This is a genomic window from Cupriavidus sp. FW305-F7, from assembly GCF_058782875.1.
Genome location: NZ_JBYSYC010000011.1, coordinates 55,045 through 81,106, shown reverse-complemented (window position 1 = coordinate 81,106; position 26,062 = coordinate 55,045). Strand labels below are relative to the sequence as shown.

Annotated in this window: 18 protein-coding genes; 12 read left to right on the top strand and 6 right to left on the bottom strand. The window is 67.9% G+C overall.

Annotated elements, in window-relative coordinates; translation table 11 throughout:
- Positions 1–10: 10 nt before the first annotated feature.
- Positions 11–1,378, top strand: coding sequence for a metalloprotease PmbA (gene pmbA, locus AC3WL8_RS12765; protein WP_013957507.1), 1,368 nt, complete (start codon positions 11–13; stop codon positions 1,376–1,378).
- A 65-nt stretch (positions 1,379–1,443) separates the two neighbouring features.
- On the opposite strand, the gene AC3WL8_RS12760 is transcribed toward pmbA, so the two are convergent.
- The 3 genes from AC3WL8_RS12760 to AC3WL8_RS12750 all read right to left on the bottom strand — a co-directional run bounded on the left by AC3WL8_RS12760 (position 1,444) and on the right by AC3WL8_RS12750 (position 3,580).
- Positions 1,444–1,944, bottom strand: a complete 501-nt coding sequence (locus tag AC3WL8_RS12760; RefSeq protein ID WP_035815758.1) for a dihydrofolate reductase — start codon at positions 1,942–1,944, stop codon at positions 1,444–1,446.
- Complete coding sequence (locus tag AC3WL8_RS12755; protein WP_041228042.1) at positions 1,941–2,735, bottom strand: thymidylate synthase; 795 nt, start codon at positions 2,733–2,735, stop codon at positions 1,941–1,943. The genes AC3WL8_RS12760 and AC3WL8_RS12755 overlap by 4 nt, the downstream gene beginning before the upstream one ends.
- Before the next feature lie 143 nt (positions 2,736–2,878).
- A complete protein-coding gene (locus AC3WL8_RS12750) occupies positions 2,879–3,580 on the bottom strand; it encodes a TerC family protein (RefSeq protein ID WP_013957504.1) in 702 nt (233 codons plus the stop codon).
- A gap of 520 nt (positions 3,581–4,100) precedes the next feature.
- Here AC3WL8_RS12750 and egtD point away from each other — a divergent pair.
- Together egtD and AC3WL8_RS12740 are read left to right on the top strand one after the other, a co-directional pair.
- Positions 4,101–5,198, top strand: coding sequence for an L-histidine N(alpha)-methyltransferase (egtD, locus tag AC3WL8_RS12745; RefSeq protein WP_211980012.1), 1,098 nt, complete (start codon positions 4,101–4,103; stop codon positions 5,196–5,198).
- Between the two features lie 143 nt (positions 5,199–5,341).
- Complete coding sequence (locus AC3WL8_RS12740) at positions 5,342–6,598, top strand: SUMF1/EgtB/PvdO family nonheme iron enzyme (RefSeq protein ID WP_492378338.1); 1,257 nt, start codon at positions 5,342–5,344, stop codon at positions 6,596–6,598.
- 82 nt (positions 6,599–6,680) lie between these two features.
- Here AC3WL8_RS12740 and AC3WL8_RS12735 read toward each other — a convergent pair whose 3' ends face one another.
- Together AC3WL8_RS12735 and AC3WL8_RS12730 are read right to left on the bottom strand one after the other, a co-directional pair.
- Complete coding sequence (locus AC3WL8_RS12735; protein WP_041228040.1) at positions 6,681–8,627, bottom strand: DEAD/DEAH box helicase; 1,947 nt, start codon at positions 8,625–8,627, stop codon at positions 6,681–6,683.
- A gap of 832 nt (positions 8,628–9,459) precedes the next feature.
- On the bottom strand, positions 9,460–9,702 hold the full coding sequence (locus AC3WL8_RS12730) for a hypothetical protein (RefSeq protein ID WP_211980010.1): 243 nt from the start codon (positions 9,700–9,702) through the stop codon (positions 9,460–9,462).
- A gap of 472 nt (positions 9,703–10,174) precedes the next feature.
- On the opposite strand from AC3WL8_RS12730, the gene AC3WL8_RS12725 reads away from it, so the two are divergent.
- Positions 10,175–12,226: a serine/threonine protein kinase gene (locus AC3WL8_RS12725; RefSeq protein ID WP_211982298.1), complete on the top strand. Its 2,052-nt coding sequence runs from the start codon at positions 10,175–10,177 to the stop codon at positions 12,224–12,226.
- Between the two features lie 38 nt (positions 12,227–12,264).
- Here the strand turns inward: AC3WL8_RS12725 and AC3WL8_RS12720 are convergent, their stop codons facing one another.
- Positions 12,265–13,017, bottom strand: coding sequence for a formylglycine-generating enzyme family protein (locus tag AC3WL8_RS12720; protein ID WP_492378352.1), 753 nt, complete (start codon positions 13,015–13,017; stop codon positions 12,265–12,267).
- 755 nt (positions 13,018–13,772) lie between these two features.
- On the opposite strand from AC3WL8_RS12720, the gene AC3WL8_RS12715 reads away from it, so the two are divergent.
- The 8 genes from AC3WL8_RS12715 to AC3WL8_RS12680 all read left to right on the top strand — a co-directional run bounded on the left by AC3WL8_RS12715 (position 13,773) and on the right by AC3WL8_RS12680 (position 26,046).
- Positions 13,773–14,198, top strand: a complete 426-nt coding sequence (locus AC3WL8_RS12715; RefSeq protein WP_013957497.1) for a DUF4399 domain-containing protein — start codon at positions 13,773–13,775, stop codon at positions 14,196–14,198.
- A gap of 57 nt (positions 14,199–14,255) precedes the next feature.
- Positions 14,256–14,684 (top strand): DUF4399 domain-containing protein, encoded by a 429-nt coding sequence (locus tag AC3WL8_RS12710; RefSeq protein ID WP_013957496.1) that lies wholly within the window; start codon positions 14,256–14,258, stop codon positions 14,682–14,684.
- Between the two features lie 365 nt (positions 14,685–15,049).
- Complete coding sequence (locus AC3WL8_RS12705; RefSeq protein ID WP_013957495.1) at positions 15,050–16,570, top strand: efflux transporter outer membrane subunit; 1,521 nt, start codon at positions 15,050–15,052, stop codon at positions 16,568–16,570.
- Between the two features lie 227 nt (positions 16,571–16,797).
- Complete coding sequence (locus AC3WL8_RS12700; protein WP_211980008.1) at positions 16,798–19,410, top strand: FHA domain-containing protein; 2,613 nt, start codon at positions 16,798–16,800, stop codon at positions 19,408–19,410.
- On the top strand, positions 19,407–20,789 hold the full coding sequence (locus tag AC3WL8_RS12695) for a beta-barrel domain-containing protein (RefSeq protein WP_013957493.1): 1,383 nt from the start codon (positions 19,407–19,409) through the stop codon (positions 20,787–20,789). The genes AC3WL8_RS12700 and AC3WL8_RS12695 overlap by 4 nt, the downstream gene beginning before the upstream one ends.
- Positions 20,790–20,880: 91 nt before the next feature.
- Complete coding sequence (locus AC3WL8_RS12690) at positions 20,881–21,633, top strand: peptidylprolyl isomerase (protein WP_013957492.1); 753 nt, start codon at positions 20,881–20,883, stop codon at positions 21,631–21,633.
- On the top strand, positions 21,614–24,733 hold the full coding sequence (locus tag AC3WL8_RS12685; RefSeq protein WP_013957491.1) for a peptidase domain-containing ABC transporter: 3,120 nt from the start codon (positions 21,614–21,616) through the stop codon (positions 24,731–24,733). The genes AC3WL8_RS12690 and AC3WL8_RS12685 overlap by 20 nt, the downstream gene beginning before the upstream one ends.
- Complete coding sequence (locus AC3WL8_RS12680) at positions 24,730–26,046, top strand: sigma-54 interaction domain-containing protein (RefSeq protein WP_013957490.1); 1,317 nt, start codon at positions 24,730–24,732, stop codon at positions 26,044–26,046. Before AC3WL8_RS12685 ends, AC3WL8_RS12680 begins: the two co-directional genes overlap by 4 nt.
- The last annotated feature ends 16 nt before the right edge of the window (positions 26,047–26,062 follow it).

Genomic DNA, 26,062 nt, shown 5'->3' with positions numbered 1-26,062 from the left:
CCCGCCCAGCATGGACCAGATCGCAGAACAGACCGCGCACTTCACCTACACCCAGGCCCAGCTCAGCGAGATGGCCGCCGATGTGCTGCGCGTTGCACGCGAACTTGGGGCGACCGACGCCGCCACCGAGATCTCCGAAGGCAGCGGCCTGTCGGTATCGGTACGCAAGGGGCAGGTGGAAACCATCGAGCAGAACCGCGACAAGGTGGTCGGGGTCACGGTCATGATCGGCAAGCGCCGCGGCAATGCCAGCACCTCGGACTTCTCGCCGGCCGCGCTGCGCGCCACCGCCGAGGCCGCCTACAACATCGCCCGCTTCACGGCCGAAGACGATTGCGCCGGCCTGGCCGAGGAAGAACTGCTGGAACGCGCGCCACAGGACCTGGAACTGTTCCACCCGTGGGCGCTGGACGCCGAGCGCGCCATCGACATCGCGACCCGCGCCGAGGCCGCCGCCTTCGCGGTGTCGCCGCGCATCCGCAACAGCGACGGCGCCAGCGTGTCGGCGCAGCATTCGCAGTTCGTGCTGGCGACCACGCGCGGCTTCTCGGGCGGCTATCCGTATTCGCGCCATTTCATCTCGTGCGCGCCGATCGCCGGCAGCGGCAGTGGCATGCAGCGCGATGACTGGTACTCGTCCAAGCGTTCGCCGCTGGCGCTGGCCGCGCCCGAGGATATCGGCCGCTACGCCGCCGAGCGCGCGCTGGCGCGGCTGCAGGCGCGCCAGTTGTCCACGCGCCGCTGCCCGGTGCTGTTCGAGGCGCCGCTGGCCGCGGGGCTGCTGGGTGCCTTCGTGCAGGCGGTGTCGGGCGGCGCGCTGTACCGCAAATCCACGTTCCTGTGCGATTCGCTGGGCCAGGCCGTGTTTGCGCCGCATATCCAGATCCACGAGCAGCCGCATACCCCCGGCGCCATGGGCAGCGCCCCGTTCGACGAGGAAGGCGTGCGCACCCGTGCCCGCGACGTGGTGCGCGACGGCGTGGTGCAGGGCTATTTCCTGTCGACCTATTCCGCGCGCAAGCTCGGCATGCAGACCACCGGCAACGCCGGCGGCTCGCACAACCTGACGCTGACCAGCTCGCTGACCGAGCCCGGCGACGACTTCCCGGCGATGCTGCGCAAGCTCGGCACCGGCCTGCTGGTGACCGAACTGATGGGGCAGGGCGTCAACTACGTGACCGGCGACTATTCGCGCGGCGCCTCGGGCTACTGGGTCGAGAACGGCGTGATCCAGTACCCGGTGGAGGAGATCACCATCGCCGGCAATATGGCCGAGATGTTCCAGCAGATCGTCGCCATCGGCGCGGATGCGCTGGTGCGCGGCACCAAGGAAACCGGCTCGATCCTGCTTGAGCAGATGACGATTGCCGGCACGTGAGCGGCGCGTGCCGCCCAAAGAAAAAGCAGGCCGGCCGGCCTGCTTTTTATTGCCCGCGCAACGCCTTACGACTCGTCCGACGGCGGCCGCTCATACGTGACGAAGGCATAGTCGAAGCCATTCGCCTCCGAATGATGCGTTTCGCGCGCGGTTTCAATCCATTGGGTGCGGTCAATCGCCGGGAAGAAGGCATCGCCTTCCACGTCCGCGTCGATCTCGGTCACCACCAGCCGGTCCGCGCACGGCATGGCCTCGGCGTAGAGCTGCGCGCCGCCGATCAGGAAGATCTGCTCCGCGCCGACGCACAGGCGCTGGGCGTCTTCCAGCGAGGCCGCCACCTCGGCACCCTCGATGCGCAGGTCCGGGTTGCGGCTGACCACGATATTGCGGCGCCCCGGCAGCGGGCGGCCTATCGAGTCCCAGGTCTTGCGGCCCATGATCACGGGCGCGCCCATGGTGGTGCGCTTGAAGTGCGCCAGGTCTTCCGGCAAGCGCCACGGCAGCGTGTTGTCGCGGCCGATGGTGTTGTTGCGGGCGCGGGCGACGACCAGTGTCAGCAGCGTCATACGGCCACCGGTGCCTTGATGGCGGCGTGCGACTGGTAGCCGGCCAGTTCAAAGTCTTCGTAGCGGTAGTCGAAGATGCTGTCGGGCTTGCGCAGGATCTTCAGCTGCGGCAGCGCCAGCGGCTCGCGCGCCAGCTGGGTCTGCACCTGCTCAAAATGGTTGTTGTACAGATGGCAGTCGCCGCCGGTCCAGACGAAGTCGCCCACTTCCAGCCCGGTCTGCTGCGCCATCATGTGGGTCAGCAGCGCATAGCTGGCGATATTGAACGGCACGCCCAGGAAGATATCGGCGCTGCGCTGGTAGAGCTGGCACGACAGCCGGCCATCGGCCACGTAGAACTGGAAGAACGCGTGGCAGGGCGGCAGCTTCATGCGCGGGATGTCGGCCACGTTCCAGGCCGATACGATCAGGCGGCGCGAATCCGGGTTGGCGCGGATCTGCGCCACCAGGTCGGAGATCTGGTCGATATGGCGGCCGTCCGGGGCCGGCCACGAGCGCCACTGCGAGCCGTAGACCGGACCCAGTTCGCCGTTCTCGTCGGCCCACTCGTCCCAGATGGTGACGCCGTGCTCCTGCAGCCAGCGCACGTTGGTCGAGCCCTGCAGGAACCACAGCAGCTCCAGGATGATGGACTTCAGGTGCAGCTTCTTGGTGGTCACCACCGGGAAGCCTGCGCGCAGGTCGAAGCGCATCTGGTAGCCGAACACCGAGCGCGTGCCGGTGCCGGTGCGGTCGGCCTTGTCGGTGCCATGCTCGTACACATGGCGCATGAAGTCGAGGTACTGTTTCATCGGCGCGGGGCGGGATCGGAAGTGACGCGGGCGCTGGTCCCGCAAAGCTGGCATTTTAAAGCAAAAGGGCCATCCCTCAGGATGGCCCTTCACCGGCATGGCAGGAGCGGGCGCCCCGGCCATGCCTGGCACGGCTTGCCGCCTTAGTGGCTGCTGGCCGGTTGCTGCACGCGGCGCTTCTGCACCAGGTAGCCGGCGCCCAGCACGCCGCCGACGATCAGCACGTACAGGCCCCAGTTGACCACCGGGTTGGCTTCGAAGAACGCCTTGATCATCGGCTCGTGCACGATCATCTTGACCGCGGTGAACGCCAGCACGCCCGCGCCCAGGTAGATGATGACCGGGAAGCGGCTCATCAGCTTGAGCACCAGGCTCGAGCCCCATACCACGATGGGGATGCTGATCAGCAGGCCCAGCACCACCAGCAGGAAGCTGCCGTGCGCGGCACCGGCCACGGCCAGCACGTTGTCCACGCCCATCACCGCGTCGGCGATGATGATGGTCTTCATTGCGCCCCACAGGGTCGAGGCGCCCGAGCCGTGCCCTTCGCCGTCGCCTTCATCGGACAGCAGCTTGTAGGCAATCCACACCAGCGCCAGGCCGCCAACCAGCATCAGCCCCGGAATCTTCAGCAGCCAGACCACGCCGATCGTCATGGCCGAGCGCACCACCACGGCACCGACGGTACCCCAGATGATGGCCTTTTTCTGCAGGTGGGGGGGCAGGTTGCGCGCCGCCAGGGCGATCACGATGGCATTGTCGCCAGCCAGCACCAGGTCAATGACGACGATGGACAGCAGTGCCGTCAGGAACTGCATCGTGAACAGATCGGTAAACCACTCCATGAACTCTCCTCAGGGTACGAATCCGCGCGGGGCGCGTATTGGGTTCGCCTGGATTCCTGGAGCACGGGAGGGTTGGGGCCGCCTTTGCAAACCATGAAAACCAGGTTGCAAAGGTCTTGCTCGACCATAGGCGCGGTATGCGCACCGTTGGTCAGCACAACCGGGGACACAGGTCCCGGAATGACGATTGTGCTAAGGGCATGGGCCCCGGAGCTACTCCCCTTTGAGGGACACGACCCGTTGGGGTCGCGTTCGGCCGCATTATAAACGAACTGCAACGGATATGGCTCATCAGGAAAGATACTGACTCAAGGTTCTTGATGTGTTGCATGCGGCGCATAGGAGGATCGGGCGGTGCGCGATCCCCCGGATGGGCCTATTCTTTAAGTTCGGCTTCGCCCGACGCGTCCCGGACGGCACAGGGAGGTGTTGCGGAGACCGGCGCGCACGACATGCACAGCGCGGCCTTGGGGAATACGCAGTGAAGCAGTGACCATTCGCGACCACACAAGGAAACGACATGCCGGCTGTCCCGAATCCGCCGAATACCCCCTTCCAGAACAAAGCCCCGCAGACACCTCTCCCCCCCCTGAACCACCACAACGGCCATGCGGCCGCACCGCCCGCCCTGGTCGCGCTGGCCAATGGCCGCGCGCACTGGCCGCCGCCCCAGCCGGAGTTCGTGCAGCAGTACCGCGAGGACAGCGGCGCGCTGCGCGAGCAGGTGCTGGCCGGGCTGCGCGCCGGGCAGGCCGCCATCAGCCCCAAGTTCTTCTACGACGTGCTGGGCTCGCGCCTGTTCGAGGCCATCACCGACCTGCCTGAGTACTATCCGACCCGCACCGAGGCCGCAATCTTTGCCGGCGCGGCGCCGGCCATCGCCGCGCGTGCCGGCAGCGGCTGCGTGCTGGTGGACCTGGGAGCGGGCAATTGCGAAAAGGCTGCCAGGCTCTTCGGCAGCCTGCGCCCGGCGCAGTACGTGGCGCTGGATATCTCGGTGGAGTTCCTGCGCGCGACGCTGTCGTCGCTGCAGCAGCAGCATCCCGAGATCCCGATGCTGGGCCTGGGCGCCGACCTGTGCGCGCCGTTCGATCTGCCCGCCAACGTCAGGCGCGGCAGGCGGCTGTTCTTCTATCCGGGCTCGAGCATCGGCAATTTCGCCCCGGTCGAGGCCCTGGCATTGCTGCAGCGCATGCGCGGCGCCGCCGGGCGCGGCGACGGCGTGCTGATCGGGGTCGACCTGCACAAGGACGAAGCCACGCTGGTGTCGGCCTATGACGATGCGCTGGGCGTCACCGCCGCGTTCAACCGCAACGTGCTGCGCAACGTGAACCGCATCGTCGGCACGGATTTCTCGCTGGACGACTGGCGCCATGTGGCGAGCTTCGACCGCGCGGCATCGCGCATCCAGATGCATCTGCAGGCGTGCCGCGACGTGCGCGTGCAGTGGCAGGGCGGCGCGCGCGAGTTTGCCGCCGGCGAACGGATCCATACCGAGGACTCCTACAAATACCGCCCGGAGGACTTCACGCTCTTGCTGGAAGCCGCCGGGTTTGACGACCCGGTGTACTGGACCGACCCGAGCGGCTGGTTCGCCGTGTTCCACGCGCGCGGCTGATCCGCCCGCGCGGGCACCGTCCGGCAGGGATGGCAGGTAGTGTCATAATGGCCGCAGCCGGCCTGGCGTGCGAGCGCCAGGCCAGCAGTTGCCTGCTTCGGTCACTGCCTGTCCACTGTTCACTCCCTGCACGGACTTTCCCGATGAGCGGCTTTCCCATGCTTCCCGATCTCTACTTCACCGGCGGCAAGGCGACCTGGTCCGACCCGCGCCGGCTGCCGCGCGAAGGGCTGGCGCAGGCGCTGGTCGATGCGCGCAACCGCACGCTGGCGTGGCTGGCACCGTTCGGGCAGACGCGCCGCGCCTGGGACGTGCCGCATCAGTACGATGCCGATCCGCCGTTGTGGACGCTCGGGCACGTGGCCTGGCATGCGGAGTGGTGGTGCCTGCGCGGCGTGCGCCAGGTGGACCGCGGCGGCGTGCCGGTGCCGGTGGCGACCGAACAATCGCTGCTGGACGGCGCCGACGAGTGGTTCGACTCGGACCGCATCGGCCCCGACGAGCGCTGGGAGATCACGCTGCCCGACGTCGCAGTGGTCAAGCGCTATGCCGCCGACGTGCTCGACGGCGTGCTGCGCCGGATTGCGCTGCTGCCCGACGACAACGACCTGACCCTGTACCCGTACCGCCGCGCGCTGCTGCATGAGGATGCCCAGGGCGAAGGCGTGGCCGCGCTGTTGCAGGCGCTGGGCATGGCGCCCACGGAGGCCATCGGCGCCGGTCCGGTGCAGCCTGCGGGGCATGGCGGCACCCTGCATTTCCCGGGCGGTCGCTTCACCCTCGGCTGGAGCGATCCCGACGGCTTTGCCTGGCCGGATGAACTGCCGCCGCAGCCCACCTATGTCCCCGCGTTTGAAATGGACATGGCACCGGTCAGCAACGCGCAATTCCTCGAGTTCGTCGAGGACGGCGGCTATGAGCACCCGGCGTGGTGGTCGGCAGCGGGGCGCCAGTGGCTGATGACGCAGGAACGCTCGGCACCGCGCTACTGGTCGCGCCATCCGGAATCGCGCGCCTGGATGGTGGAGCGCTTCGGCACGCTGCGCACGCTCAATCCGGACGAGGCGGTGCGCCACGTCACGCTGTACGAGGCGCAGGCGTGGTGCGTGTGGGCGGGGCGGCGCCTGCCGGCGGAATCGGAATGGGAACTCGCCGCGACGCAGAACCGCGGCCTGCAGTGGGGGGCGCTGCGCGAGTGGACTGCCACGCCCTATGAGCCGTACGCGGGATTTGCCGCCGCGACGTCCGACAGCGAGGTGGTGGGGCGCTTTGGCACGCACCAGGCGGTGCGCGGTGTGTCGTTCGCCAGCCCCGCGCGGCTGCGCCATGTGCGGGCAAGGTGGGCGCGGTTGCCGGAGGATGATCTTTCCTTCATCGGCTTTCGCACCTGCGCGCTGTAGCGGGCTGTAGGCGACAACAAAAAAAGGGCACCCGATGGTGCCCTTTCTTCTGCCTGGCAGGTGCGCTTAGCGCACCACCGCATCAACGCTCGTAGCGCGAGCGGCTGTTGCGGTTGCCGTTGCCGCCGCCATTGCCGCCGAAACCGCCGCCAAAGCTGCGATTGCCGTCACGGTTGCCGTCACGGTTACCGAAGCTGCGGCCTTCGCCGTTGCCACCGGTGCTGGCACCGGTGTTGCCACGATAGCCGCCGCCGGTGCGGTCGCCGAAGCCACCACGGTTATTGTCGCCAAAGCTGCGGGGGGCGGCGCCGTCGCGGTTGCCGAAACCACCGCGGTTGTCGTCGCCGAAGCTGCGGCCGCCTTCGCGGTTGCCGAAGCCACGCGCACCGTCGCTGGCGCCGCGGTAGCCAGCGCCCTGGCCGCCCTGGCCCTGGCCACGGTAGCCGCCTTCACGATTGCCGAAGCCGCCGCGGTTGTCGTCACCGAACGGGCGCGCGCCTTCCGGGCGGTTGCCGAAGCCACGGCTCTCGCCGCTGAACTTGCGCTCGCCGAAGCCGGTGCGGTTCTCGCCGCCGCCGAACTTGCGGTCGCCGAAGCTGCGTTCGCCGCCACGGTAGCCGCCGCCATTGCCGCGGAAGTCACCGCGGCCGCCGCCCGGCTTGCCGCCGAAGTTGGAACGCGGCTTGGGCGAACGGCGCGGCTCCAGGCCTTCGATCACCGAAGCGTCGATGCGCTGGTTGGTGAAGCGCTCGATGCGCTTCCACTGGAACATGTCGTTGTGGTTCACCAGGTTGATGGCGGTGCCCGAGCGGCCCGCACGGCCGGTACGGCCGATGCGGTGCACGTAGTCCTCGGCCTGCTTGGGCAGGTCGAAGTTGACCACGTGGGTGATATCGGGCACGTCGATGCCGCGCGCGGCCACGTCGGTGGCCACCAGCACGCGCAGGTTGCCGCGGCGCAGCGCGGTCAGGGTGCGGTTGCGCGCGCCCTGGGTCATGTCGCCGTGCAGTGCGCCGGCCGAGAAGCCGGTGTCGGACAGGCGCTCGGCCAGCGAATCGGCATCGCGCTTGGTCGCGGTGAAGACGATGGCTTGCTTGAGCGTCGCGTCGCGCAGCAGGTGGTCCAGCAGGCGTTCCTTGTGCGACATGTCGTCGGTGAAGTGCAGGCGCTGCTCGATATGGCTCTGGTCGGCGCGGGCCGCGGCGATCTCGATGCGTTGCGGGTCGCGCAGCTGGCGCGAGGCCAGTTGGGCAATGCGCGCATCCAGCGTGGCCGAGAACATCAGCGTCTGGCGCGAAGCCGGCGTGGCATTGACGATGGCGTCGATGTCGTCGGCAAAGCCCATGTCCAGCATGCGGTCGGCTTCGTCGAACACCAGCATCTGCAGGGCCGACAGGTCGATGCGGCCAGCGTCGATATGGTCGAGCAGGCGGCCCGGCGTGGCCACCAGGATGTCAGGCATCTTGGCCAGCGCGGCCAGCTGCTTAGGGTAGGGCATGCCGCCCAGGATGCTGGCGCAGACGATGCGGCGCAGGTTGCGGCCGTACTTGGCGGCGGCTTCGGTCACCTGCAGCGCCAGTTCGCGCGTCGGGGTCAGCACCAGCAGTGCGGGCTGGGCCGGCGACGGGCGCGGGCGCTTGCCCTTCATGCGCTTGGCGGGCTCGGTCGCGCGCTGCGGTGCCGGCATTTCGCTGATGCGCTGGATCGCGGGCAGCATGAACGCGGCGGTCTTGCCCGAGCCGGTCTGGCTCGAGACCAGCAGGTCGCGGCCGGCCAGGAAGGCCGGGATGGCCTGGGCCTGTACCGGCGTGGGCGTGTTGTAATTCAGTTCGGAGAGGGCGCGCAGGATGGCCGCATCGAGGCCAAGTGTGGCGAAACCGCTTTCCACGGCCGGGGCCTCTTCAACTGCCGGGCTGGGGTTGAGCAGGGCGTCGAGCTTGTCGAGCGGGCTCTGGGCAGCGTCGGAAGTGATCGAAGCGTCGGTCGCGGAGGCAATAGCTTGCTCCGCACGAATGTCGTGCTGGGTCATGTCGGAATGGTCAAATAAATGCATGGCACCCCGGCAAAGCAAAATGGGGTGGGCGCAGTGCAAAGTCTTAAAAAGGCTTCGGCGCCAATCGGTGAGGCCGTTACGACAGACACAGCTGGCAGTACGGCGGCAGGCAGGGTGGTGGCTGGTCCCGCTAGGCGGTCCGGCCGTATCCCTGGCAGGCAAACAGCTCAGGTTTCAGGCTGTTCAACAGGATCGGAGACGAGGCGACGTCAGGTGAGCGGTGCGTTCTGCTGGGCGGCTGGGGCCATGAAGTGATGACTAGGCGTCCGGCAGCGAGGAAACAGAGCTTGGGAGGGCAGCGGATTCGCCGCGGCAGGAAGCCGGGCGTTTGGCGGATCTCACAGTTGCGAAACTCACGGCGCGGATTATAGCAGAGTACGGAATTTTTGTTGCACTGCGAAAACGTAACCGGATATGTCAGGCGCCAGTCACCTTCCCGGCAGGCCCGCGCCGCCCCGGCCCCGGCCGGGTTGCAAGGCTGAAACCCCCGCCTATACTGGAGGCGCGAGCTCACAGGATGCCCGCACGGGGCGGACGAAAAACGCTCCCGCTTGACCTCCTACAGCGGCATTGCGCCGCTGTTCGCGGCGAGCACTGCGGTCATTGACTCCACGCGCCAGTCTTCCTGCGACTATCCGGGTGGTCCGGATGGGCGTCCGCGTCATGCTTCATGGGCGGAATCATGGGAAGCCTGCCTGGAACAGAATGACCGAACTGCTGACCGCGTGACCCAGGTGGTCCGGGCCCGTCCGCATCCAAAGCCCGCCAGCGATGGCGGGCTTTTCATTTGGGCGGTTGTGGTTGCCGCTCAGTCGTCTGCATCCTTGCCGGCGGCCTTGCGCGGCAGCCGCCCGAGCGGCTGTTCCCGCGGCATCACGTAGCGGTTGCCCGGCAATCCGCCCGGGTAGTCGACGATGCGCGCGGCGCCCTGGCGCCGCAAGCCATGCCATGCCTGGCCGCCGGCGGTGCGCCCGCCGCCCAGGATGGCGGTCATGGCCTGTCGGTCGAGATCCATGCTGTCGGGCAAATCCTTGATGACGATCACTGCCATGGCTGTCTCCGGTCAAGCGGCGCCACGGCCATGCGGCCGCGGGACGCTTCAGTATAGGTGAGGCGGTCCGCGTTCTTGCCCGCGGGCCCGCCGCGCGGTGCGCTCAGACGGCGGCGAAATTGCCGGCCCTCGGGAGGGACTGACGCAGGGAGTGTGCCAACGCCGTTGCCGACTCGTCTGGGGACGTGCAACTGCCTGAAAACACGGGGCATTTATTTTCGATGCCGGCTCGCGCGCACCGGCTGCGGGGCCTGCCGCCTGCCGCGGGTGACGGGCCGCGGCCAACAGGCGGCGTGCTGGTGTTGGCGCGGCCGCGACAGTGGCGCGCTACAGGTGACGCGATTGGCAGAGGGCGCCCGCGCGCGGTGATGCACGCCGGCCTCGCATGGTTTGCGCATGCCATGGGTGCGCACTAGTATCCATCTCGAAGGCAGGGCATATCCGCATCGCGGGATGCGCCGTGCCAGCAACCATGTCGGGGCATCCCGTGGCCAGTCTCAAAGAACTGATCCGCAAGTTCCAGAACGGCGGTCTCTCCGACGACGAGTTTGTTGCGTCGTTCGAAACGGCGCTGGCGCAGGACCCCACCACGCCCAGCCAGGCCGCGCGCGTGGTCATCGAGGAAAACACGCGCTTCCCGTTCCCGCCCGCGGTCTATGCCGAAGTCATGCGGCGCATCGAGCGCCGCGGCGCCACGCAGTACGAAGGCGCCACCGAAGCCACGCGCCTGGCCGGCACGCAGACGGGCTCGCTGTATGCGACCTCGCCCGAGCCGGGCACGCTGCCGCAGGCGGCGCATACCAAGGGCGTGGGCGATACGCTGAACGGCCGCTTCGTGCTGGAAGAATGCCTGGGCGTGGGCGGCATGGGCACGGTCTACAAGGCGCTCGACCTGCGCAAGCTGGAAGCCTCGGACCGCAAGCCCTATATCGCCATCAAGGTGCTGAACCTGCAGTTCAGCGGGCACCCCAAGTCGCTGATGGCACTGCAGCGCGAGGCGCGCAAGGCGCAGACGCTGGCGCACCGGAACATCGTCACCGTCTATGACTTCGACCGCGACGGGCCGGTGGTCTTCCTGACCATGGAATACCTGTCCGGCTCGTCGCTCAACCATGTGCTCAAGGCCCCGGGCTTCACCGGCATGCCGATGGCGCGCGCCATGTCGATCGTCAACGGCATGGGCAATGCGCTGGCGTACGCGCACGAGCGCGGCTTCGTGCACTGCGACTTCAAGCCCGCCAACGTCTTCCTGACCGCCAACGGCGAGGTCAAGGTGATCGACTTCGGCATTGCGCGCGGCTTCCTGCCGCCGGCTGACGAGTCCGACCGGACCGTGTTCGATCCCGGCTCGCTGGGCGGCATGACGCCGGCCTACGCCAGCCCGGAGATGTTCGACCATTGCGAGCCCGACCCGCGCGACGACATCTTTGCGCTGGCCTGCGTGACCTATGAATTGCTGACCGGCAAGCATCCCTACCAGCGGCTCTCGGCCAACCAGGCGCGCGACGCCGGGCTCAAGCCGGCGCAGCCGCCGCAGTTGAGCCGCACGCAATGGAAGACCCTGCGCGAGGCCCTGTCGCTCAACCGCGAAACGCGCACACCCACCGTCGCGCGCTTCCTGCATGGCATGAGCGCGGTGCCGGTGGTGTCCACGCGGCGCCCCTTGCCGCTGATGGCTGGCGGCGTGCTGGCCGTGCTGGCGGGCGTGTCGGCGATCGGCTACTACGCGTGGCATTCGCAGCGCCAGGCCGAAGCGCCGGCCGGCGACACGCGCGTCGAGGCCCCGGCCACACCTGTGCCCGTGGCGCCGGTTACCCCGACCGCACCGGCTGCCCGTCCGGCAGTACTGTCGATGGCCGACGTCACGAAGATGCTGGCCGGCGTGCCGTGCTCGCTGCTCACCGCCACCCAGCAGGCGCAGACCCTGCGCGTGCGCGGCTTTCTGGCCGATAGCGTGGGCGCCGCGCGGCTGCGCGAGCAGCTCAGCGCGTTGCCGGGTGTCAAGGAGCTGAAGGGCGTGTCGATCGACACCCAGCCGCTGGCCACCGACAAATGCGACGTGGCCACCCTGATCGCGCCGTACTGGTCGGGCTACCGCGAAGGGGGCACGGCTTCGTCGCTGCGGCTGCGCGGCCAGGGCACCCAGCTGACCGAGGGGTCACCGCTGGTGCTGGATCTGCGCACGCCGGCGCGCGACTCTTATGTCTATGTCGATTACTTCGCGGCCGACGGCAAGGTGGCGCACATGGTGCCGAGCGCGCGCGTGCCCGCCCACCAGGCGCCGCCCAGCCACAGCGCCACGGTTGGCGACGGTGGCGACTGGATCATCGCCAGGCCCTTCGGCACCGAGCTGGTGGTGTTGCTGACCACGCCCGTGCCACTGTTCGAGGGCCGGCGCGCCGAGGTCGAGTCGCACAAGGACTACCTGAAGGCACTGGAAAAGCCGCTGGCGCAGATGACACGCACCTATGGGCGGGACCGCATCAGCGCGGACCTGGTGCAGATCTCCACGCGCGCGCGCTGATTGCCGCCATCTGTCTGGCTTGCCAATTCCGCCAGCCGCTACTTCAGGTCGCGCGCCACGCGAAAGCCGTTCTGCGACTGCCGCACGCTGGGGCTGTACTTGAAGCGCGTGGACGACACCATGTAGCTAGCCCCTTCGCGCCAGGAGCCACCGCGGATCACGCGTGCGCCACAGGCGTTCTCGTTCCACACGCGCCCGTCGGCGGGCGCGCCCTTGTAGGTGCTGTGCCAGCAATCGGCCACCCATTCCCACACGCTGCCGTTGACGTCGTGCAGGCCGTACGGGTTGGCCGCGAACGTCCCGACCGCGGCCGGCGCATCCTGGTTCCACGGGTCGCCGCAGTCCTTGCAGTTGGCATTGCCCTTGCGCATCTGGTCGCCCCACCAGTAGGCACTGGCGGTGCCGCCGCGCGCTGCGTATTCCCATTCCGCCTCGGTGGGCAGCCGGTAGGTCTTGCCGGTGGTCTTGCTGAGCCAGGCCACGTACTGCTGCGCGTCGTCCCAGCTGACGTCGCGCGCCGGCGCGGTCTTCGGGCTGTCGGCGATGGTGGGGACGCGCTGGCAGCCGCCGGCGTCGGCGCAGGCATTCCATTGCTCGACCGTGACCTCATAGCGGCCGATGGCAAACGGCTGGCCGATGGTGACGTGATGCGGGGGCTTCTCGGCGGGATCGCTGGCACTGCTGCCCATGGTGAAGCTGCCCGCCGGCAAGGAGACCAGCACCGGGCAGGTCGGGCAATCGCGGATCTCGCCGGTGCGCAGTGTGGTGCTGACCGTGCCCCCCGCCGCCATGCCCGGGCGCAGGGATGCCGTTGCCGGTGGCGCGGCAGGTGGCGTGGCAGGCGGCGATGCCGGACGCGCTGCCGCGGCGGGTGCCGGGGGGGGCGGGGGTCGCGTGACCTGGCCCCCGGCAGAGGTGCCGGAGCGGGGCGGCGGGGCGGGCGCGGGCGCCTGGGCCTTGGGTGCGGAGGCGGATGCCGCCAGCCGCTCCAGGCGCGCCCTGGCCAGCACCGCGAAACGTCCGTTGGGGTACTGCTTCAGGTAGGCCTCATAGTCGCCGGCGTAATTGCTGTTCTTGATCGATTCCCAGAAGCTCAGTTCGTACTGCTCGTCGGTGTTCTTGGGCATGATGCCGGCGAGCAGCGTCGGTTCCGTGGCCGCGCCAGCGGCAGCGGTGGCCGGCTGCGCAGGCAGCGGCGCGGCGGCGAGCATCGCGGCCATGGCCGCGCATACGACTGGTAGATTGCGCCACATCTTCACACCTCGCTGGAGCCGCGGCGATCCCGCTGCATGCCGGTAGCTGCCGGCACATGCGGCGGGGGCGCATTGTGGTGTTGCCGAGACGTCGACCGGCTTGCTTCAAGATAGCACAGCGCTTGTGTCTCCGGCGGGACATCGCCATGCCGCCGCGACGCGCCGGGTTCGCTTTTTCCGGGCTTGCGACCTAACCTGAATGACGAATCGCCGAGCGCTGACCAACAAGCAACAAGAATGGGCTTTCGGGACAACGTGATCGGGTTTCGGACTGTTTCCGGGAGGCGCCGCGTATGTCCAGACGATTCCTGTTCCGCCTGCTGGCGGTTGCCACACTGGCGGGTGCGCCGTCGCTTTCGCTGTCGACGGCAGCGCCGCCCAATGCCGAGGCCTACATCATCTGGCCGCACGATGGCACGGTCATCAGCGGCGGCAAGTTCTGGGTGCGCATGGGCCTGCGCAATATGGGCGTCTGCCCCAAGGGCGTCGAGTCGCCGCGCTGCGGGCACCACCACCTGCTGGTCGACGCCGAGCTGCCGCCGCTGGACAAGGAAATCCCTTCGGACAAGAACCACCTGCACTTCGGCGCGGGCGAGACCGATGCGCGCATTGAGCTGCCGCCCGGCAAGCACACGCTGCAGTTGCTGATGGGCGATGCCAAGCACGTGCCGTTCGAGCCGCCGATCTATTCGAAGAAGATCACGGTCACGGTGAAATAGCGGTGCCACGCGCCGCAGATGCCGAACCAGGCCGATCAGCAAACAGGGGAGAGCACCATGTCCAGACTACTTGCCGCGGCTGTCTTCGCCGCCAGCCTGCTGCTGTCCGCGGTGGTGCAGGGTGGCTCGACGCCGGCGCCGCCCAACGCCTACCTGTATATCGGCTGGCCCAACGACGGGCAGACGATGCCCGCGGGCAAGCCATTCAAGGTGTGGTTCGGGCTGCGCAATATGGGGGTGGCGCCGAAGGACGTGAAGTATCCCAATACCGGGCACCATCACCTGCTTGTCGATGCGGATCTGCCGCCGATGGACAAGGAAATCCCCAACGACCGCAATCACCTGCATTTCGGGGCGGGGGAGACCGAGACCATGATCGAGCTGCCGCCTGGCAAGCATACGCTGCAGCTGCTGATGGGGGATGACAAGCACATTCCCACCAACCCGCCGGTCTATTCGAAGAAGATCACGATCTACGTGAAGTGACCTGGACCTTGCGGTGATGGCGGCGCGCGTGCGCCGACGTTTTTTTCGCCGGCTCCGCAAGTGTCGCGTGCCATCCAACACCGACGCGCAATCTGTTGGCTGCGCCCCGCCAGTACGCCGTGACGGCAGCTCCCCGCGCATCCGCGGCCGGCGCCGACGGCAATGAAAAACCCACGTGTTTACAGGCACTTCCGTGATCCGCGCGGGCATGGCACTGGAGCTGGCACGCTCCCTGCGGTTGTCTCTTCCAACCCGATGCTCGAGACCAACCCACTGGACAACACCTTCCGCTGACCTCATGCATATCGGGGTTGGTGCGCGCGTCCGCGCGCTCCACAATACAGACAGACTTCGCGGCCCCCGGCATGCCATGGATAACTCAAGTGCATCCCGCCCGCCGCCGTCGCACGCAGGAACCCATCGTGTCCGAATCCATCATTGCCTCCCCCGGGGTTAAGTCAACCGCCGCGCCGCACCGTACTGCCTGGCTGACCGCGCTGGCTGTCTGCACGGCGCTGCTGGCAGGCTGCGCCGACTTCCGGCCGCCGGTGTACCAGCGCCCGGAAACCCCGGCCAAGGCCGAATGGACGCGCCAGGGTTCGATCACGGTGTCGCCGGCCGAAGCGGTGCAGCCCAACTGGTGGCACGGTTTCAAGGATCCCTACCTCAACAAGCTGATCGAACAGGCACTGGGCGGCAACTACGACATCAAGGTGCTGGCGGCGCGAATCCGCGTGGCCAACGCGCAGATCGGCGAGGCCCGCGCGGGAGCGCTGCCCGTGATCGGTATCGGCGCCAGCGCGAACTTCCAAAAGACCTCGGGGCAGAAGTCCGTCACGACCTATAACGCCGCCGCCCAGCTGAACTGGGACATCGATATCTGGGGCAAGGTCGAGAAGGGCGTGCAGGCGCAGACCGCCGAATTCAATGCGACCGAGGCCGACTGGCGTGCCGGCTACCTGACGCTGGTGTCCAATGTATCGACCACTTACTTCCAGATCCTGCAGTTCGACGAGCAGATCGAGCAGCAAGCGCGCACCGTCGCCAAGAACGGGCAGATCCTGTCCACCTTCCAGGCGATGTACCAGAATGGCCTGGTGCCCAAGATCCGCGTGATGCAGCAACAGGCGGAAATCAACCGTCTCAACAAGGACCTGCTTGAACTGCGCCGTTCGCGCGATGTGGCCGAAAACGCGCTGGCGACGCTGGTCGGCGTGCCCGCAGGCAATCTCAAGGTTCCGGCAGGGCGCCTGCAGGACCGCGTGCAGCCGCCCGCGGTGCCGGCCGGGCTGCCGTCGCAGCTGCTGGCGCGCCGTCCGGATGTGGTGGCCGCTGAATACCGCGTGCTGGCGGCCTACAACATCGTCGGCCAGGCACGCCTGGCGCAGTTGCCCACCATCAGCCTGACCGCCAGCGGCGGCGCCGCCAGCATTGCGCTGAACTCCCTGCTCAAGTCCTTCACCTTCGGCCTGATGCCCAGCATCAACCTGCCGATGCTCGATCCCAACGTGCGCGCGCGCGTGAAGACCACCGAGGCGCAGGTGGGCGTGGTGGAAAACGAATATGGCCGCACCGTGATGACCGCGTTCGAAGAGGTGGAGAGCGCACTGGTCAATGTCGACGCGCACAAGAAGCAGCGCATCGAGTTGCAGCAGCAGGTTGAGCAACTGCGCGTCGTGTCCGCGCAGATCGAGGCGCAACTGAAAGAGGGCGTGGTCTCGCAGCTGGAAGTGTTCGAGACCGAGCGCTCGCTGCTGGCCGCGCAACTGCAGTTGTTGGCGGTCCACCAACAGATCCTGGCCGACACCGTCACCCTGTACAAGGCGCTTGGCGGCGGCTGGCCCGATACCGATGTGCGCAACGCGGCCTCGAATCCAGTGCAATAAGTGCTGCCAGAGGTTCCGTGGCGGTGTTCATGTGATGCCGGCGTAAGCAACGCGTTGCGCAACGCGACCGTAGCCTCGGCCGCTTGCCCCGCTGCATGTGCCGCTCCCGTGCCAACCGCGCGTCCCGCGCCCGATTGACTAGCCTTAGCCGTCGCCTACTATGTTCTTAGTCGCTTCACCCCCCTGGCCTGCCGCCGCGGCAGCCGCGCTGTTGGCTCGCTGGAAACATGGCTCCTGACGAAGCACTGATCATGGAAATGCCGGTGAAAATGGCCCAGGGATTCGCTCGGGAGTTCTCTCAGGATCTGGCACAGGAATTCGATGTATTCCTGACGCCCGTCGCGCGCCCCGAGCTGGGCGAGATCCGCATCGACGAAGACCTGTTCGCCGTCGGCCGCAGCGAACTGCCGTTTGCCGCCTACCCGGAAGACCTGGCCGCGCCGCTGTCGCGCCGGCATGCGCGCATCTTCGCCGAGCATGGCGCGGTATATGTGGCGGATCTCGGCAGCAAGAACGGCACGCGCGTGAACGGCGCGGCGGTGGCGCGCCAGCCGGCGCAGCTCAGCGATGGCGATGAGGTGGCCTTCGGGCCTGCGCTGTCGTTCCGGGTCCGGCTGTCGCCGCGCGCGCCGCAGCCCGAGCCGCCGCGGGTGGCGGTGACGCTGGTGCCCGAACGCGGCGATGTCGGACTGCAGCCGCTGCACGTGGACGGCTTCCCGTACCTGATCAGCAAGGCCGACGATGCCTTCGCGCGCTACCGCGACAGTTATCCGCAGCAGGTCAACTACCTGTCGCGGCGCCACGCGCACGTGTACCTCAAGGGTGGCGTGCCGTTCGTGGAAGACCTGGGCAGCACCAACGGCACCTTCGTCAACGGCAAGCGCCTGGCAGACCACGGCGTGCCGCTGGACGACGGCGACCTGATCGCCTTCGGCGGCAACCATTTTGTCTACCAGGCGCAGGTGCAGCGCACGGGCGATGGCGATGCCACCGCGACGCGCTCGATGCTGCAGCCCGTCGCCGCGGCACCGGATACGCCGGCCGCTTCCCCGCCGCCGGCCGCACGCGACGAGGATGACCGCACCACCTTTGTCGGTGCGGCCGATTCCTTCCTCGACATTTTCTGCGTCGACTATGCCGCGCAGCAGGACGACGAGGTCAACGCCGAGGCCGAGGCACAGGCCGCGGCGGCCACGGCGGCGCACGACGGCGCGCAGGCACGCCGCAAGCGCGGACGTGCCGCGCTGCTGCTGGCGGAAGGCGCCAGGCTGTTCGGCCTGGACGATCCCGCACGCACGCGGCGCGCGGGGCGATGGGGCGGCGCGTTGCTGTTGCTCGCAATAGTGGCGGGTGCGGCCGTGTACTGGCGCGGTGCGGCGGAGCGCGAAGTGCAGGCCTTGTTTGCCGCCGGCGATCACGCCCGCGCGGCGCAGGCCGCCGACGACTACCTGGCGCGTCATCCCGACGATGCCCAGGTGCAGGCCCTCGGCACCGAGGCACTGATGCGCGCTTACGTGCCCGATTTTGCTGCCAGGCTGAAGGCCGGTGATGTCAGCGGCGCCGATGCCGCGCTGGCCCGGATGCGCAAGCCCAGTGCGCACAACGCCGATGCGCGGCCGCTGGTGGCCGAGCTCGACTGGATCGGCCGGCTCGAACGCTTCACCGCGCAGCGCGGCGCCGACGCGCCGATCCGCCTCTACACCGACGAGGCCCCGATCCGGCAACTGCTGGCGTACTGGAACCAGGACACTACCGCGCACCAGCGCGCACTCGGGCGCATCGCGGCCGATGTGCCGGCGTTCCGCGATCTCTATGCCGATGCGCTCAGTGATGTGCGCCGCCTGCAGAACGATGCCTCGGTCTACCTGGCGGCGATCGACCGGCTGAACGCCACCATCGCTGCCGAACTCGGCCGCGACCGCCCGGAGGCGTTGCAGCCGGTCATCGCCGAGTACCGCGAGAAGTATCCGCGCCTGGCCGGGCTGGACCGCGTGCAGTCAGACCTGGACCGCTACACCGCGCTGATGCAGGCACTGCGCGCGCGCCGGCCCGGGCCGCTGGTGGCGCGGCTGGCCGACAGCCGCTTCGCCACGCCGCCGTTCCAGGCGCAGTTCAACTACCTGGCCGCGCGCCTGCCGCCGCCGGAAATGGTGCGCCAGTATGCCAGTGCGGCCAGGGCGTGGCAGCAGGGCGACAGTGCCGCGGCGCTCGCGGGGATCAAGCAGATCAGCGGCGGCCCCTGGGCCGACGACCTCGCGCGCGACCTGTCGCACAAGCAGAAGGTGGCGGCACAGTACGCCGAGTTGCAGTCCGCGCGCGGCAGCAAGGACTATGAGGACCGGCTGCTGGGCTTCTACGCCATGCTCGATGCCGACGAAGACGGCCATTTCGCCAAGGCGGTCGAGGCCGACGTCAACGGCGTGCGCGACAGTGCCCTGCGGCGCGCGCGGGAGCTGATGGGCAGCGCCGTCGCCGCATGGAAGCAATACCGCAGCAATGGCGTGATCGGCAGCGAGCAGCGGCTCGAGCCCGGCATCTCGCCCAAATTCCGCGCGCAGGCCCGGTTGCTGTCGCAGGCGCAGACAGACGCGCGCCAGGGCATGCGTATCTTCACGCAACTGCGCGCGGGGGAAAGCGCCGACCTGGCGCAACTCGCCAAGATCGAGGAAGAGATCCGCGCCGAGGCCGACCAGCAGCGGCACGCGCTGCGCGAATTGCGCACCGTGCTCGATCCCGCCGTGCTCAAGACCAAGCTGGAACTGATCGGCGGTGAAGACACCGGCAAGGCGCCGGAACCAGCCGCGGCCGCCGCGGCGCCACAGCAAGCGGGGCAGCCATGAAGGACGATGCCCGCCAGGGCGGCCTCAAGCCACTCTCCGAGGCGCTGGAAGACCACAGCGCCGAGGGCATTGGCCTGTTGAGTGCCGAGCCGTCGCGCCTGGGACTGCTGACCATCGTCACGACTTTCGCGCTGGTGCTGTGCGGGCTGGTGTGGTCCTTCGTCGGGCATGCCGATGTCATTGTCACGGCGCAGGGCACGCTGGCGCCGGAATCCGAGGTGCGCCGCTTCTATGCCCCGGTGGACGGCGAGCTGGCCGACCTCTACGTGGCCGAAGGGCAACCCGTGTCCAAGGACGACGTGCTGGCGCGCCTGAACGCGCGCGGCGCGATCGAGGCTGCGGCCAATGCGCTGGAAGCGCAGCTCAAGCTGGAAGACTCCGAGCGCGAATGGAAGCAGTTCCCCGACAAGAAGGCGCTGATGGAACGCCGTGCGGCGGCGCTCAAGCAGCAGATCGACGTTGCTACGCGCCAGCACGAGACCCGTATCGCTGAAGGCACCACGCGGCTTGCCGAACAGCAGCGCGCGCAGTTGCAGGAAGCGCGCAGCAACCTCGAGAACGCCAGGCGCGCGCGTGAGTTCGCGCGCCAGGAGCAGGACCGCTACGCGCGCCTGCTGGCGTTGCCGGGTGGCGGTGGCGTTTCGCAGTCGCAGGTGGATGCCAAGCGCGCCGCGGCGCAGGACGCGGAGAACAACCTGCGCGTGGCGCAGTCGCGGCTGGCAGAGCTGGACGCGCGGCTGGGCCGCGAGCTTACCCAGGCCAGTTCACAGCTCGAAAGCAGCGGCCAGGACCTGGCCGGGCTGCGCGTGCAGTACGACGCGGCGCTGCGCGAGATCGCCAACACCGAGGACAAGCTGCGCCTGCAGGTGCAGACCGCCCGCCTGGTGGCGGACGCGGCGGCGCGCATCCGCTTCGAGAACATCGACAAGGACAACTTCCTGCTGATCCTGGCGCCGGTGTCGGGCGTGATCACCGATGTCACCTCCACCCAGCGCGGCGACAAGGTGCAGGCCAACACGCCGCTGGGCGGCATTGCGCCCAAGGATGCGCGCCCGGTGGTGAAGATCGTCATCGCCGAGCGTGACCGCGCTTTCCTGCGCGAAGGGCTGCCGGTCAAGCTCAAGTTCAGTGCCTTCCCGTACCAGCGCTACGGGATCATCGAGGGCACGCTGGAATTCATCTCGCCCGCCACCAAGCCGGGCGGGCCCGACAAGCAGCCGGTCTACGAGGGCCGCGTGCGCCTGGCACGCGACTACTACGCCGTGGCCGACAACAAGTATCCGTTGCGTTACGGCATGACCGCGACTGCGGAGATCGTGGTGCGCGAACGCCGCCTGATCGACCTGGGGCTGGACCCGTTCCGAGAGGTGGCCGGCTAGCGTGGCCGGGGCAGTCGGGGGGAACACAAGCACAGCACATCTGGACAGCCTGGCGCGCAAGCGCGTGGGGCCGCCAAAAGGAGCCGAGAAAATGACTGGCATTGTGCGTATCGACGACGAGGTGCTCGGCGTCGAGGAGTTCGTGCGGCTGCTCAAGCTGACCGGGCAGTTCGAAGGGCTGATCGAGCAGATCGTGCGCGACAAGCTGACGGTGCACGCGGCGAAGCGGCAAGGCATGGTGGTCACGCCCGAGGAGATCCAGGAACGCGCGGACCAGTTCCGCCGCGTGCAGGGCCTGCATCGCGCTGCCGACATGAACCACTACCTGGATGCGCTGAACATCAGCCTGGATGAGTTCGAGGCCTTTGTCACCGACAGCCTCTACCAGGAGCGGATGATGGAGCAGGTCTGCAGCGAGGCCGCGGTGCAGGCGTACTTTGCGCTCAACTCGCCGCGCTTCGATAGCATCGAGGTCAGCCATATCGTGGTCGACAGCGAGGGCAAGGCCAAGGAGCTGATCTCGTATCTGCAGGATGATCCGGAGGCCTTCGCCGAGATGGCGCGCGAGCATTCCATTGCCGACACGCGCGAGCGCGGTGGCGAGATCGGCAAGGTGCTGCGCGGCTCGCTCAAGACCGATATCGAGGCCAAGGTCTTCAACGCCGAGCCGGGCGACCTGCTGGGGCCGTTCCCGGCGGCGGACCGTTCCTTCTTCGAGGTCTTCCTGGTGCGCAGCAAGCACCCGGCCACGCTGGACAGTGAGGTGGCGGTGGAAGTGCGCCGCCTGCTGCGCGAAGACTGGCTGATGGCCAGGGCGCAGGAACATGTCATCGAAGCCCGCTAGCGAGTCCGGCCAGGCCGGTGATCGCGCCGCGGCGGCTGCCCCGGACCAGCCGGAGGCAGGATCGGCGCTGGTCGCCTTTCTTGCCTCTGTCGAGATCCTGTCGGTGCTGACGCCGGAGGAGCTGGCACGCCTGGCGGAAGCCGCGCAGGTGCTGACCTTCGGTTTTGGCGACACCGTCTGCAATGCCGGCGAAGCGGCGCCGGGCTTGTTTGTCGTCAAGTCCGGCTCGGTGCGCGTGTTCAACGAGGAGCACGGCAAGGAAATCAGCATGGGCGTGCGCAAGGCCGGCGAGGTCTTTGCCGATATTGCGCTGCTGCGCGACTACCGCCATGAGTCGTCGGTGCGCGCCTCGGGCAAGACCGAGCTGCTGATGATCCCGCGCAGCGTGGGCGAGCCCGTGGTGGCGGGCAACCCGGCGGCGCTTGCGTTTATCACCAGCTATGTCGCGATCAGTTCGGCCGGCGGCTTTGTCGCGCGGCTCTTCGACTTGCGCGGCAAGCTCGACAAGCAGGAGCTGGAAGACGCCGTGCGCAGCGTCGGCGTCAAGCGCGTGGCGGCCGGCAAGGAGATCCTGAAGCAGGATGGGCGCGAGGACCGCCGCCTCTATGTGGTGCGCCAGGGCACGGTGCGCATCGTGCGCAGCGAGGAGGGCAGCGAGTTCCCGCTGGCGACGCTGGGGCAGGGCGATATCTTCGGCGAGCGCGCCTGCGTGATGCGGCAGGAGCAGCTGGCCTCGGCCATCGCCGAGACCGACGTGCGCCTGCTGGTGATTCCCGAGAAGACGGTGCAGCTGATCCTGGAGCGCAACCCGCGCCTGCGCGAGGTGCTGGAAGAGCGCATCCGCGTGCTGGACCGCGAGCTGCATCGGCAGAAGAAGCTGGCCGAACGGCGCAAGCGCCCGGTGCTGCTCGACCTGCATTCCAAACCGGAGTTGGGCGAGAAGCTGATCCGCCGCTTTGCGCTGGTGGAGCAGGCCGAGGAGATGGATTGCGGCGCGGCCTGTCTGGCGATGATCTGCCGGCACTACGGCATCCCGATGACGCTGGGCAAGCTGCGCGAGCTGGCCAACGTGACCACCCATGGCGCCACGCTGGACAGCCTGGCACGCGCCGGCGAATCGCTCGGCTTCACCACGCGCGGGGTGCAGTGCACGCGGGATTCGCTGATGGGCTTCGAGCTGCCCTTTATCGTGCACTGGGAGGGCTACCACTACGTGGTGGTGTACGGGATCTCGTCGCGCTGGGTGTGGGTGGCCGACCCGGCCATCGGCTTCCGCAAGATGAGCGCGGAGGAGTTCGAACGCGGCTGGAGTGGCACCTGCCTGCTGTTCAGGCCGGGCGAGAGCATGACCCAGCTGTCGGTGTCGCGCTCGCCGTGGCTGCGCTTTATCGGCTACCTGGCACCGTACCGGAAGATCCTGGCGCACCTGTTCCTGGCCACCTTCGTGATCCAGATGCTGGGGGTGGTGCCGCCGCTGATTATCCAGAACATCCTGGACGGCGTGGTGGTGCACCAGAACGTGGGGCTGCTGCACCTGCTGATTGTGGGGCTGATCATCTCCAGCGTGTTCTCGCAGCTGATGGCGACCATCCGCGCGTATCTCGCCAACTTCATGGTGCGCAACATGGACTTCGCCATGATGTCGCACTTCTTCAAGCACACGCTGGCGCTGCCGCTGTCGTTCTTTGCCAAGCGCAAGACCGGCGACATCTTCGCGCGCTTCCAGGAGAACCAGACCATCCGCGCCTTCCTGACCGAATCGACGGTGACCACGGCGCTGAACATGCTCATGGTGTTTATCTACTTCACCATCATGTTCCTCTACAACGTCAAGCTGACGCTGCTGCTGATCGCCTTCGTGATCCCGATCGCGGCGCTGACGGTGGTGGTGACGCCGAAGGTCAAGACCTATGCGCGCGAGGTGTTTTCGGCGTCGACCGATGCCAAGGCCTACCTGATGGAGACGCTGGGCGGCGCCGAGACCGTCAAGGGCATGGGCATCGAGCGCCCGGTGCGGCTGCGCTGGGAGCGCAAGTACGCCAAGGCGCTGGACGCCCAATACCGGGCGCAGGCCTTCCATATCCTGGTGGGGCTGGTGAGCCAGCTGCTCAACGCCGCCACCACCATCGCAGTGCTGTGGGTGGGCGCGACGCTGGTGCTGGAGCGTGAGCTCACCATCGGCCAGCTGATTGCCTTCAACGCCTTCATGGGCAGCGTGCTGGCGCCGCTGATGGGGCTGGTGGCGTTATGGGGCCAGCTCAACGATGCCGCCGTGGCGATGGAGCGCCTGGGCGACGTGCTCGACCTGGAGCCCGAGCAGAAGCCGCAGGACGTACTGTCGCGCGTGATGCTGCCCGACCTGCAGGGCGAGATCGTGATGAAGGACCTGTACTTCCGCTACGGCGGCGAAGACACGCCCTACGTGCTGGAGAACATCAGCTTCGCCATCCGGCCGGGCGAGATGGTGGCCATCGTCGGGCGCAGCGGCTCCGGCAAGACCACGCTGGCCAAGTTGCTGGTGGGCTTCTACAAGCCCACCGAGGGCTCGATGTCGGTGGACGGCTACGACCTGAACGTGATCGACGCGGCGTTCTACCGCGCGCAGGTGGGCTACGTGATGCAGTCCAACCTGCTGTTCTCGGGCACCATCGCCGAGAACATCGCCTGCGGCGACGACAGCCCAGACCGGCGCCGTATCGAGGAGGTGGCGCGCATGGCCGACGCCCACGCCTTTATCAGCAAGCTGCCGCTGGGCTACGAGCAGGTGGTGGGCGAGCGTGGCATCGGGCTTTCCGGCGGGCAGATCCAGCGCCTGTGCATCGCCCGCGCGCTGTACCACGACCCGCGCCTGCTGGTGTTCGACGAGGCCACCTCGGCGCTCGACACGCAGTCAGAGAGCAACATCCTGGCCAATATGCAGGAGATCCTGCGCGGGCGCACCGCGGTCATCATCGCGCACCGGCTCAGCACCATCATGCAGGCCGACAAGATCCTGGTGCTGTATGAAGGCGCCATCGTCGAGCAGGGCCGGCATGAGGAGCTGATCGAGCGCAAGGGCATGTATTTCCAACTGGTGCAGAAGCAACTGAGCGCAGCATGAAGCTATACAACCAGGGTGCCACCCCCGCCTCGGCCACCTCGCCGGTGTCGTTCGCCGGCCTGATCGAGAAGATCGAGATCCTGCGCTCCACGCTGCGCTGGTCGTCGCGGCTTGACCGGCCGGAGATCGAGAAGCTGCTCAAGCAGGCCACCACGCTGCGCGACGAGGTGATGGGGCTGTCGCACAAGGAGCGCTTCGTGCAGGCGGCGTCGGCCGAGGCCGCCCCGCCGCAGGAGGAAGTCGAGCGCATGCCGCGCGAGCGCCGTCAGGCATTGATGGAGCGCAGCTTTATTTTCGAAGGCACCTTCGGCGACAACCCCAAGTTGTTGGAGGCGCTGGAGATTGCCGAGAAGGCGGCGCCGACCGACCTGCCGGTGCTGATCGATGGCGAGAGCGGCACCGGCAAGGAGCTGATGGCCAAGGTGATCCATGCCAACGGCTCACGCACTGACAAGCCGTTTATCTCAGTCAATTGCGGCGCCATCCCCGACAGCCTGCTCGAATCCGAGCTGTTCGGCCACAAGAAGGGCGCCTTCACCGGCGCCAGCAACGACCGCCGCGGCAAGTTCGAGAGCGCGCATACCGGCACCATCTTCCTGGACGAGATCGGCGAGCTGCCGCTGACCGGCCAGGTCAAGCTGCTGCGCGTGCTGGAAGCGCACGAGATCCAGCGCGTGGGTTCGGACGAGGCGATCTCGGTCGATACGCGCATCGTCGCGGCGACCAACAAGGACCTGCGCCGCATGAGCCAGGCCGGCACCTTCCGCGAGGACCTGTTCTACCGCCTGAGCGTGATCCACGTCAGCCTGCCGTCGCTGCGCGAGCGGCGCGACGAGATCCCGCTGCTGGTGTCGTACTTCAGTGACGAGGCCGCCGGCATGCTCAAGCGCCGGCCGCTCAAGCTGACGCCGCGGCTGCGCGACTTCCTGCTGCACTACGACTACCCGGGCAATATCCGCGAGCTGCGCAACCTGCTGTACCGGCTGAGCTGCCTGGCCGGCGACACCGCCGACCTGGCCCATCTGCCGCAGGATATCCGGCCGAAACCCGCCGCGCTGGCGGTGGTCGGCGCGGGCACGGCAGCCGCGGACATCACCATGGCGACGTCGCTGAGCGAGGCCAAGCGCGCCGCCAGCGACGAGGCCGAGCGGGCCTTCCTCGAGCGGGGCTTGCAGGAAGTCGGCGGCACCGTCGCCGAACTGGCGCGGCGCTTCGACATGAACCGCTCGCACCTGCAGATGCTGCTGAAGAAGCACGGCATCCACTCGAAGGACTTCCGCGCCAGCCGGCAGGCCGAAGGCGGCAAGGGGTAGCAAGGGGCAGGGGGGC

Excerpts from the sequence above, each read along its gene's own strand:
- AC3WL8_RS12755 (WP_041228042.1), bottom strand. The coding sequence starts at position 2,735 with ATGAAACAGTACCTCGACTTCATGCGCCATGTGTACGAGCATGGCACC.
- AC3WL8_RS12710 (WP_013957496.1), top strand. The coding sequence starts at position 14,256 with ATGTCCAGACTACTTGCCGCGGCTGTCTTCGCCGCCAGCCTGCTGCTG.
- AC3WL8_RS12760 (WP_035815758.1), bottom strand. The coding sequence starts at position 1,944 with ATGACGCTGCTGACACTGGTCGTCGCCCGCGCCCGCAACAACACCATC.
- AC3WL8_RS12685 (WP_013957491.1), top strand. The coding sequence starts at position 21,614 with ATGTCATCGAAGCCCGCTAGCGAGTCCGGCCAGGCCGGTGATCGCGCC.
- AC3WL8_RS12725 (WP_211982298.1), top strand. The coding sequence starts at position 10,175 with ATGTCGGGGCATCCCGTGGCCAGTCTCAAAGAACTGATCCGCAAGTTC.
- AC3WL8_RS12720 (WP_492378352.1), bottom strand. The coding sequence starts at position 13,017 with ATGGCGGCGGGGGGCACGGTCAGCACCACACTGCGCACCGGCGAGATC.
- pmbA (WP_013957507.1), top strand. The coding sequence starts at position 11 with ATGGACCAGATCGCAGAACAGACCGCGCACTTCACCTACACCCAGGCC.
- AC3WL8_RS12705 (WP_013957495.1), top strand. The coding sequence starts at position 15,050 with ATGCCATGGATAACTCAAGTGCATCCCGCCCGCCGCCGTCGCACGCAG.
- egtD (WP_211980012.1), top strand. The coding sequence starts at position 4,101 with ATGCCGGCTGTCCCGAATCCGCCGAATACCCCCTTCCAGAACAAAGCC.
- AC3WL8_RS12695 (WP_013957493.1), top strand. The coding sequence starts at position 19,407 with ATGAAGGACGATGCCCGCCAGGGCGGCCTCAAGCCACTCTCCGAGGCG.
- AC3WL8_RS12715 (WP_013957497.1), top strand. The coding sequence starts at position 13,773 with ATGTCCAGACGATTCCTGTTCCGCCTGCTGGCGGTTGCCACACTGGCG.
- AC3WL8_RS12700 (WP_211980008.1), top strand. The coding sequence starts at position 16,798 with ATGGCTCCTGACGAAGCACTGATCATGGAAATGCCGGTGAAAATGGCC.
- AC3WL8_RS12690 (WP_013957492.1), top strand. The coding sequence starts at position 20,881 with ATGACTGGCATTGTGCGTATCGACGACGAGGTGCTCGGCGTCGAGGAG.
- AC3WL8_RS12735 (WP_041228040.1), bottom strand. The coding sequence starts at position 8,627 with ATGACCCAGCACGACATTCGTGCGGAGCAAGCTATTGCCTCCGCGACC.
- AC3WL8_RS12750 (WP_013957504.1), bottom strand. The coding sequence starts at position 3,580 with ATGGAGTGGTTTACCGATCTGTTCACGATGCAGTTCCTGACGGCACTG.
- AC3WL8_RS12730 (WP_211980010.1), bottom strand. The coding sequence starts at position 9,702 with ATGGCAGTGATCGTCATCAAGGATTTGCCCGACAGCATGGATCTCGAC.
- AC3WL8_RS12740 (WP_492378338.1), top strand. The coding sequence starts at position 5,342 with ATGAGCGGCTTTCCCATGCTTCCCGATCTCTACTTCACCGGCGGCAAG.
- AC3WL8_RS12680 (WP_013957490.1), top strand. The coding sequence starts at position 24,730 with ATGAAGCTATACAACCAGGGTGCCACCCCCGCCTCGGCCACCTCGCCG.